General features: G+C 44.9%; 7 protein-coding genes. 5 read left to right on the top strand and 2 right to left on the bottom strand.

Going from position 1 to position 7,255, the window contains the following annotated elements:
* Together GH808_RS14720 and trmB are read left to right on the top strand one after the other, a co-directional pair.
* A partial coding sequence (locus GH808_RS14720) for a zinc ribbon domain-containing protein (RefSeq protein ID WP_186843546.1) occupies window positions 1-155 on the top strand: 155 nt, incomplete at its 5' end.
* A gap of 161 nt (window positions 156-316) precedes the next feature.
* The gene (trmB, locus tag GH808_RS14715) at window positions 317-970 is read left to right on the top strand and encodes a tRNA (guanosine(46)-N7)-methyltransferase TrmB (protein ID WP_186843545.1); all 654 of its coding nucleotides are present in this window, start codon (window positions 317-319) and stop codon (window positions 968-970) included.
* 71 nt (window positions 971-1,041) lie between these two features.
* On the opposite strand, the gene GH808_RS14710 is transcribed toward trmB, so the two are convergent.
* Together GH808_RS14710 and GH808_RS14705 are read right to left on the bottom strand one after the other, a co-directional pair.
* Window positions 1,042-1,374, bottom strand: a complete 333-nt coding sequence (locus tag GH808_RS14710; protein WP_186843544.1) for a branched-chain amino acid transporter permease — start codon at window positions 1,372-1,374, stop codon at window positions 1,042-1,044.
* Complete coding sequence (locus GH808_RS14705) at window positions 1,371-2,084, bottom strand: AzlC family ABC transporter permease (protein WP_186843543.1); 714 nt, start codon at window positions 2,082-2,084, stop codon at window positions 1,371-1,373. Before GH808_RS14705 ends, GH808_RS14710 begins: the two co-directional genes overlap by 4 nt.
* Window positions 2,085-2,272: 188 nt before the next feature.
* Between GH808_RS14705 and GH808_RS14700 the strand changes: the two genes are divergently transcribed.
* From GH808_RS14700 to GH808_RS14690, 3 genes are read left to right on the top strand one after another with little or no spacing between them, the layout of a single operon-like run.
* Entirely contained in the window at window positions 2,273-2,800 is a 528-nt protein-coding gene (locus GH808_RS14700) for a MarR family winged helix-turn-helix transcriptional regulator (RefSeq protein WP_186843542.1), read from the top strand.
* The gene (locus GH808_RS14695; protein WP_186843541.1) at window positions 2,797-5,025 is read left to right on the top strand and encodes an ABC transporter ATP-binding protein; all 2,229 of its coding nucleotides are present in this window, start codon (window positions 2,797-2,799) and stop codon (window positions 5,023-5,025) included. The genes GH808_RS14700 and GH808_RS14695 overlap by 4 nt, the downstream gene beginning before the upstream one ends.
* Window positions 5,022-6,905 (top strand): ABC transporter ATP-binding protein, encoded by a 1,884-nt coding sequence (locus tag GH808_RS14690; RefSeq protein WP_186843540.1) that lies wholly within the window; start codon window positions 5,022-5,024, stop codon window positions 6,903-6,905. The genes GH808_RS14695 and GH808_RS14690 overlap by 4 nt, the downstream gene beginning before the upstream one ends.
* Window positions 6,906-7,255: the final 350 nt, after the last annotated feature.

The raw sequence follows: 7,255 nt of genomic DNA, 5'->3' as shown, positions 1-7,255 counted from the left end.
CAAGTAAGACGTGTTCAAGCTGTGGATGCATTAAAAGCGATCTTAAACTTTCAGACCGAGTTTACATTTGCCCGGATTGTGGTTTTGAAATAGACAGAGATTTAAACGCAGCAATTAATTTGAAAAACGCAATAGAATATACAATCGCTTCTTAACTGCATTGTATATGTGTACCGATGGCTAGTCGGGATTTTAAGACTGCGGAGTGTTATATCAAATGTTAGTAGTGTGACAAGTCACACGAGGACAGACACCGTGAAACAGTAAATTTCTGGATTTAGACACATTTGTCTATATTTACAGTAGCAGCATCACCATGCACATACGACCAAAACCGTGGGCTCGACCTGAACTGGAAGCCTGTGGCTTTTTCCAGGCCAATCCGCCCGAACATCGGGGCCAATGGCAGCATCTTTTCAAAAGAAAACAGCCCCTTCATATCGAACTGGGCTGTGGCAAAGGAACTTTTATAGCAAAGCTTGGCAGTCAAAACCCGCAGATCAACTATCTGGCCATCGATTTGATTGATGCGGTGCTCGGCGTCTCAAAACGAAGTATCGAAGCCGCCTATGAAAATAAAAAACAACCGGTTGACAATATCCGGCTGATGTCCTGGGATGTGGAACGCATCGACGCCATCCTCTCTCCAAAAGACGACGTCGAGCGGATTTACATCAATTTCTGTAATCCCTGGCCTAAAAGACGCCATCACAAAAAACGTCTCACCCATTCCAAGCAGCTGAAAAAATATACCGAAATTTTGTCCAATAATGGTGAGATTTATTTTAAAACCGATAACGATGCGCTGTTTCAGGATTCCATAAAATATTTCGAAGCATCTGATTTCACGATCAAAACCCTGATCTGGGATTTGCACGCTGCGGATTATCTCGCCAATATCGAAACTGAACACGAAAAAATGTATGCCGAACAAGGGATCAAAATCAAGTTTCTGATTGCCGGGCATTAATTGATATATTTCCGGACAGAAAAAATGAGGCGATTGCAAAATCTGATATTTTGCAATCGCCCCATTTTATTTTAAAACACCATTTGAACCAGCACCATATAAACCAGCGTCCCGCCGCCAATGCTCAAAAGGTTGTTCCGCTTCCAGATATGAAGGATCGCCACGATTCCAACCGCAATAAATTCGGGCAGACCATGAGGCGCGGTTACTAGGCTGACGCTTTTCAAACAGTAAACAACCAGAATCGCAATGACCGCCGGGGGCAGCATTTCTCCTAAAGCCGTTATGATCGGCGGCACCTCTTTTCCGCCGCCAAAAAGCGCAAAGGGCATGTATCGAATTGCAAATGTACATCCGGCCACCAGCATGGTGACTAAAAATGGGGTAATAAAACCTGAACTCATTGGCAAACCTCCTGACTGTCCTCTTCCTTGATGATGGTATTTTTCAACAGTAAAAGCAGACATACTGAGCCAATCAGCGCCGGCAGAATGAATCCACCCGCGCCAAATATGATCAAAGACACGGTGCCGCAGCATATCCCCACAATCGCCGGAATACGAGAATGAAAACCATACCACTGCTCGATGAAAATGACAACAAAAAGAGCCGTCATGGCAAAATCAATTCCGGTGGTATCAAATCCGATAAAACTTCCCATGATACCGCCAAGCGTGCAGCCGATCACCCAGTAGCTCTGATCCAGAACCGCGACGGTGAAAAACACTTTTTTCTTGTCCAGCTCTTCAGGGATCTTCATGCCGCAAAGCAGTGAATAGGTTTCATCGGTTAACGAGAAGATCATGTACCAGCCCCGTTTACCCATCGCTTTGAACTTTTCGATGAAAGATAGTCCATAAAAAATATGCCGGCATTGAACGGAGAAAGTCAAAACAATCATCGCGATGATTCCCATCCCGCCGCCCAGCATGCCAATCAGCACAAACTGCATCGAACCGGAATACACCGTCAGACTGATGAACAAGGCCCAGAAAAAATTATATCCCGCTTCCTCAAGCAGAATTCCGAAGGCAATTCCCATGAACAGGTAGCCAAACAGAACCGGAAGGGTCTGGATAAATGCGTATTTTAGTATTTCCTTTTTTGTTGTCATTTCTGCAAGCTCTACTCCTCTTTCTTAATTTTCCTTAAACTATCTGGTTATTATAGCATATTTTTTTTACGTAAAGCTTTTCAATTTGATTTTTCTCTTGCACTCGTCGTTATTTGGACTATAATAATTTATGTTAATCCGCTTAACTATTATTTAGGTTAACTGTTAAGCTTTGAAAGGAGTTATTTTTGATCACTAACGGACAACTATTACTTAAGTCTTTCCATCGGGTAAAAAAATCCAGCATGGGCAGATTCGGCAATCAACGCTTTGGCGGTCTCAAGCCCCATGAATTTTTCATGCTCGTCACCATCCAAAATCGTTATGCCGCCCTGAAATCTGAATGCGAAGCCAGCGGTCAGCCTATTCCCCCGGGCATGAAAATCTCTGAACTCAGCCGTTGTTCAGCCATTTCCATGCCCGGAGTATCTCAAACCATCACCAACCTGGTTAAACATGATTATGTCAGACGAATCACTACCGAGGCAGACCGCCGCCTGGTATATGTGAATCTCACAGAAAAGGGCGCAGCGCTGGAAAAAGAGAATTCCGAGGCCTCCTTTCGGATTTTTGATGAAGCCGCCGCACTTCTGGGAGAGGATGATACCAAAACTCTGATCTCTCTGCTGGACAAGTTATCAGCGGCACTGGAAATACTCGAAGGCAACCAGAAAGATAAAGACCACAATGAAAACGCAGAAAGGAAAAAACCATGATAAAACTCGCACGCTATTTAAAACCTTATCTTGTTATGCTGCTGCTCGCTTTGACGTTGCTTTTTGTTCAAGCCATATCGGAACTTAATCTTCCCAATTTCATGTCCGATATTGTCAATGTTGGCATCCAGCAAAACGGTATCGAACATGCTACCCCGGAAGCAATCAGCGAAGACGGCTATACCCTGATGACCACCTTTATGACGGATGATCAAAAATCAACCGTTGAAAATAACTATACGCTGATGTCTCCGGAGGATCATTCAAACCCGGACTATGATTCCACCTTAAACAAATTTCCGCTGCTGGAAACAGCAAGCCTTTACGTGTTGAATGATTCGACTTCCGATACATTTGAGACTCTGGATCCAATTTTCGGTCAGGCCACCTGGACGTTTATTTATTACATGCGCTCCCTGAGCACCGATACCGCAACCGCGACACAGAGCATGTCGGACGTTGACTTCGCGAAAATTTATGAAGCCCTGCCGATGCTTACCCGTTTGCCGTCATCAACCTTTGATGATGTCAGAGATCAGGCTTCCCAAACCCCTGAATCGATGCAGCTTCAAACTGCCATTCAATTCACCAATCAATTCTACTCGGAACTCGGCGTGAATTTGTCATCCGTGCAGAATCAGTATATTTTGAAAATCGGCGGATTAATGCTGCTGCTTTCTTTGGTGAGTATTTCAGCCGCAATCGCCGTCGGTTTTTTTTCCGCCAAAATTGCCGCCGGGGTTGCCCAAAACCTGCGCCGGGATATTTTCAGAAAAGTACAGCTCTTTTCCAATACCGAGTTTGACAAATTCTCAACTGCCTCTTTGATTACAAGGAGTACCAACGATATCACGCAAATTCAAACCATCCTGATTATGGGCATCCGGATCCTCTGCTATTCACCCATCCTTGCCATCGGCGGCATTATCATGGCCTTGAGACGAACCACCTCGATGGGCTGGATCATCCTTGTCGCGGTCATCGCGATTGTGCTGATCATCGGTATTGTTTTTATCGTTGCAATGCCCCGGTTTAAAATCATTCAGGCGCTGGTTGATAAGCTCAACCTGGTCACCCGTGAAAACCTCACCGGCCTGATGGTCATCCGAGCTTTCGGCAATCAGAAATTTGAGGAAGACCGTTTTGATGAAGTCAACAAAGACAGCACCCGCAATAACCTTTTCGTCAATCGGGTGATGGTCTTTATGATGCCAACGATGATGTTTATCATGAATGCGGTCAGTGTCATGGTCGTCTGGGTTGGGGCCCACCAAATTGCCCAATCAACCATGCAGGTCGGCGATATGATGGCATTTATGCAATATGCGATGCAGATCATCTTCTCCTTCCTGATGATGTCGATGATGTTCATCATGATCCCGCGAGCTTCGGTTTCCGGTGATCGTATCCAGGAAGTATTGGCCATCGAACCCAGCATTAACGATCCCGAAACGCCGCAGAAACTGCCGCTTGAGAATCGCAGTACGCTTGTTTTCGACCATGTCTCTTTTCGTTATGAAGGGGCGGATGAAGATGTCCTCCACGATATCAGCTTTGTTGCCAACCCCGGCGAAACCACGGCCTTTATCGGTTCGACCGGTTCGGGAAAATCGACGTTGATTAATCTGATTCCACGATTTTTTGATGTCACTTCCGGCGCCATTCGCATCGATGACATTGACATCCGCAATGTCACCCAACACGATCTGCGCGAAAAAATCGGATATATCCCGCAGAAAGGCGTTCTCTTTTCAGGAACGATTGCTTCAAATCTTCGTTATGGGGACAATAAAGCCACTGCAGAAGATTTAGCCATCGCCGCTCAGGTTGCCCAGGCCACAAGCTTGATCGATTCCAGTACTGAAGGTTTTGAACGGGAGATTTCACAGGGCGGAAGCAACGTCTCCGGAGGTCAGAAGCAACGGCTTTCGATCGCGAGAGCCCTGGTCCGAAAACCGGATATCTATATTTTTGACGACAGTTTCTCAGCACTGGATTACAAAACTGATGTCACATTGAGACGGGCGCTCAAAGAATACACCGGCAACAGTACCGTGCTGATCGTCGCCCAACGGATCAATACCATTATGCAGGCCGAACAGATCATCGTTTTGGAACACGGCCGCGTGGTCGGTCAAGGAACTCACAGTGAATTATTGAAAAGCTGTGAAACTTACCGGGAAATTGCATCCTCACAACTTACCGAGGAGGAACTGACACTATGAAAAATCAAGAACAGCCAAAACCAAGACGTGGCGGCATGGGCCACGGTCCGGCCGGGATGATGCCCGGAGAAAAACCCAAGGATTTCAAGGGAAGCCTTAAAAAGCTGATGCATTATTTAGGCGCCTACAAAATAGGACTGATTTTTGTTCTGGTCTTTGCCGTCGCATCAACCATTTTTAATATTCTGGGGCCAAAAATACTGGGTAAAGCCACAACCGCAGTTTTTGAAGGCATCATGAATATCATTGCCGACAACGGCAACGGGATTGATTTTAACTATATCGGCCAAATCATCCTTATCCTGCTGGGACTGTATATCATTTCCGTCATTTTTTCCTGCATTCAGGGATATATTATGACCGGCATTTCCATGAAGGTAACCTATAATCTAAGGCAGAATATCTTTTCAAAAATCAATCGTCTGCCGTTCAAATATTTCGATAAAACAAGTTATGGCGAAGTGCTTTCATTTCTGACCAATGACATCGAAACCGTCAACCAGACGCTCAATCAAAGCGTTACTCAAATTATCACCTCGATTGCAACAATTGTCGGTATTCTGATTATGATGTTTTCGATCAGCTGGCAGATGACTCTGGTCGCGATCTGCATCGTCCCACTATCATTTATTATGGTCGTTCTCGTGGTTAAAAAATCTCAGAAACATTTCAGCGAGCAGCAGACTTATCTGGGCCACATCAATGGCCACGTCGAAGAAATGTATAGCGGCCATAATGTTGTCAAGGCTTTTAATGGTGAACAGGCATCTTTTAAAACGTTTGATCACTATAATGACACACTTTACAGTTCTGCCTGGAAATCCCAGTTTTTATCCGGGCTGATGATGCCGATGATGAACTTTATCGGAAATCTGGGTTATGTGGCCGTATGTATTCTGGGCGGCTATCTGGCCGCAAATGGCAGATTATCGGTCGGTGATATTCAGGCGTTTATTCAGTACGTCAGACAGTTTAACCATCCCATCACGCAGATTGCCAATATCTCCAATATTTTACAGCAGACCACCGCTGCGGCTGAACGGGTTTTCACCTTCCTTGATGAACCAGAAGAAATTGAAGAAAATAAAACCAATTTTGATCTGAAAAATGTCCATGGCGGTGTTGACTTTGATCATGTCCATTTTGGTTACAATCCCGAAAAAATTGTCATCAACGATTTCTCCGCTCATATCACAGAGGGCCAGAAAGTCGCGATTGTCGGGCCAACCGGCGCCGGTAAAACGACAATGGTCAAGCTGCTGATGCGTTTTTATGACGTCAATTCGGGAGCAATTTTAGTGGATGGACATAATATCCAGGATTTCAGCCGCGGAGATCTCCGCAGTCTTTTTGGCATGGTTCTCCAGGACACCTGGCTGTATAATGCCAGTATCCGTGATAACATCAAGTACGGACGGCTGGACGCCACCGATGCCGAAGTTGAAGCCGCCGCTACAGCTTCTCAGGTAAATTATTTTGTCCATACCCTGCCGGATGGTTACGATATGGTTTTAAATGAAGAAGCCAGCAATGTTTCCCAGGGGCAGAAGCAGCTTCTTACGATTGCCCGCGCCATTCTGGCCGATCCAAAAATTTTAATTCTGGATGAAGCCACCAGTTCGGTTGATACCCGTACTGAAGTGCTGATTCAAAAAGCGATGGATAACCTGATGCACGGCCGAACCAGTTTTGTCATTGCTCATCGCTTGTCGACCATTAAGAATGCCGATCTGATTCTCGTCATGAAAGATGGCGATATCGTCGAACAGGGAACCCATGATGAGCTTCTCAACAGAAGCGGTTTTTATGCGGATCTCTACAATTCTCAATTTGAGAATGCCGGATCTCCCGAAGCGGATTTTGAACCGGTATTCAGTTAAAAACGATAACGCGCTCTAAACTAAAGCCAACATTTTCATCGGGTACCGCCGTTAACCAGACCATTTCTCTTTAACGGCGGTATCCATAAAAAATGTTGGCTTTTTGTATGCGCACAATTCTGTAAAATTAAGTCAAATCCAAAACAGGCTGCTCAAATTTTTTCATAATTTGTTGGTTATTCCCGATTAGTGGGTATAATATTAAAAATAATATTAACTAGATATGATGCGATTCTAAAACAAGGGGGAAATAAAAATGCTGGCAGAAGAAGAAAAAGCAGTTGCTGATGAATCCATAAATCAGGCTGATCGCAATAAAGAAAAATCACAGAAAAAGCCGTTTTATTCCA

Origin of the sequence: Acetobacterium fimetarium (genome assembly GCF_014284475.1) — a bacterium.
In the GTDB taxonomy this organism is placed as follows: domain Bacteria; phylum Bacillota; class Clostridia; order Eubacteriales; family Eubacteriaceae; genus Acetobacterium; species Acetobacterium fimetarium.
Note: the sequence above shows the minus strand (reverse complement) of the source record. Positions and strands in the feature narration are given on the sequence as shown.

What these genes read in the sequence shown, in the direction of transcription:
- GH808_RS14705 (WP_186843543.1), bottom strand. Translation starts at nt 2,084, where the DNA reads ATGACAACAAAAAAGGAAATACTAAAATACGCATTTATCCAGACCCTT.
- trmB (WP_186843545.1), top strand. Translation starts at nt 317, where the DNA reads ATGCACATACGACCAAAACCGTGGGCTCGACCTGAACTGGAAGCCTGT.
- GH808_RS14710 (WP_186843544.1), bottom strand. Translation starts at nt 1,374, where the DNA reads ATGAGTTCAGGTTTTATTACCCCATTTTTAGTCACCATGCTGGTGGCC.
- GH808_RS14695 (WP_186843541.1), top strand. Translation starts at nt 2,797, where the DNA reads ATGATAAAACTCGCACGCTATTTAAAACCTTATCTTGTTATGCTGCTG.
- GH808_RS14690 (WP_186843540.1), top strand. Translation starts at nt 5,022, where the DNA reads ATGAAAAATCAAGAACAGCCAAAACCAAGACGTGGCGGCATGGGCCAC.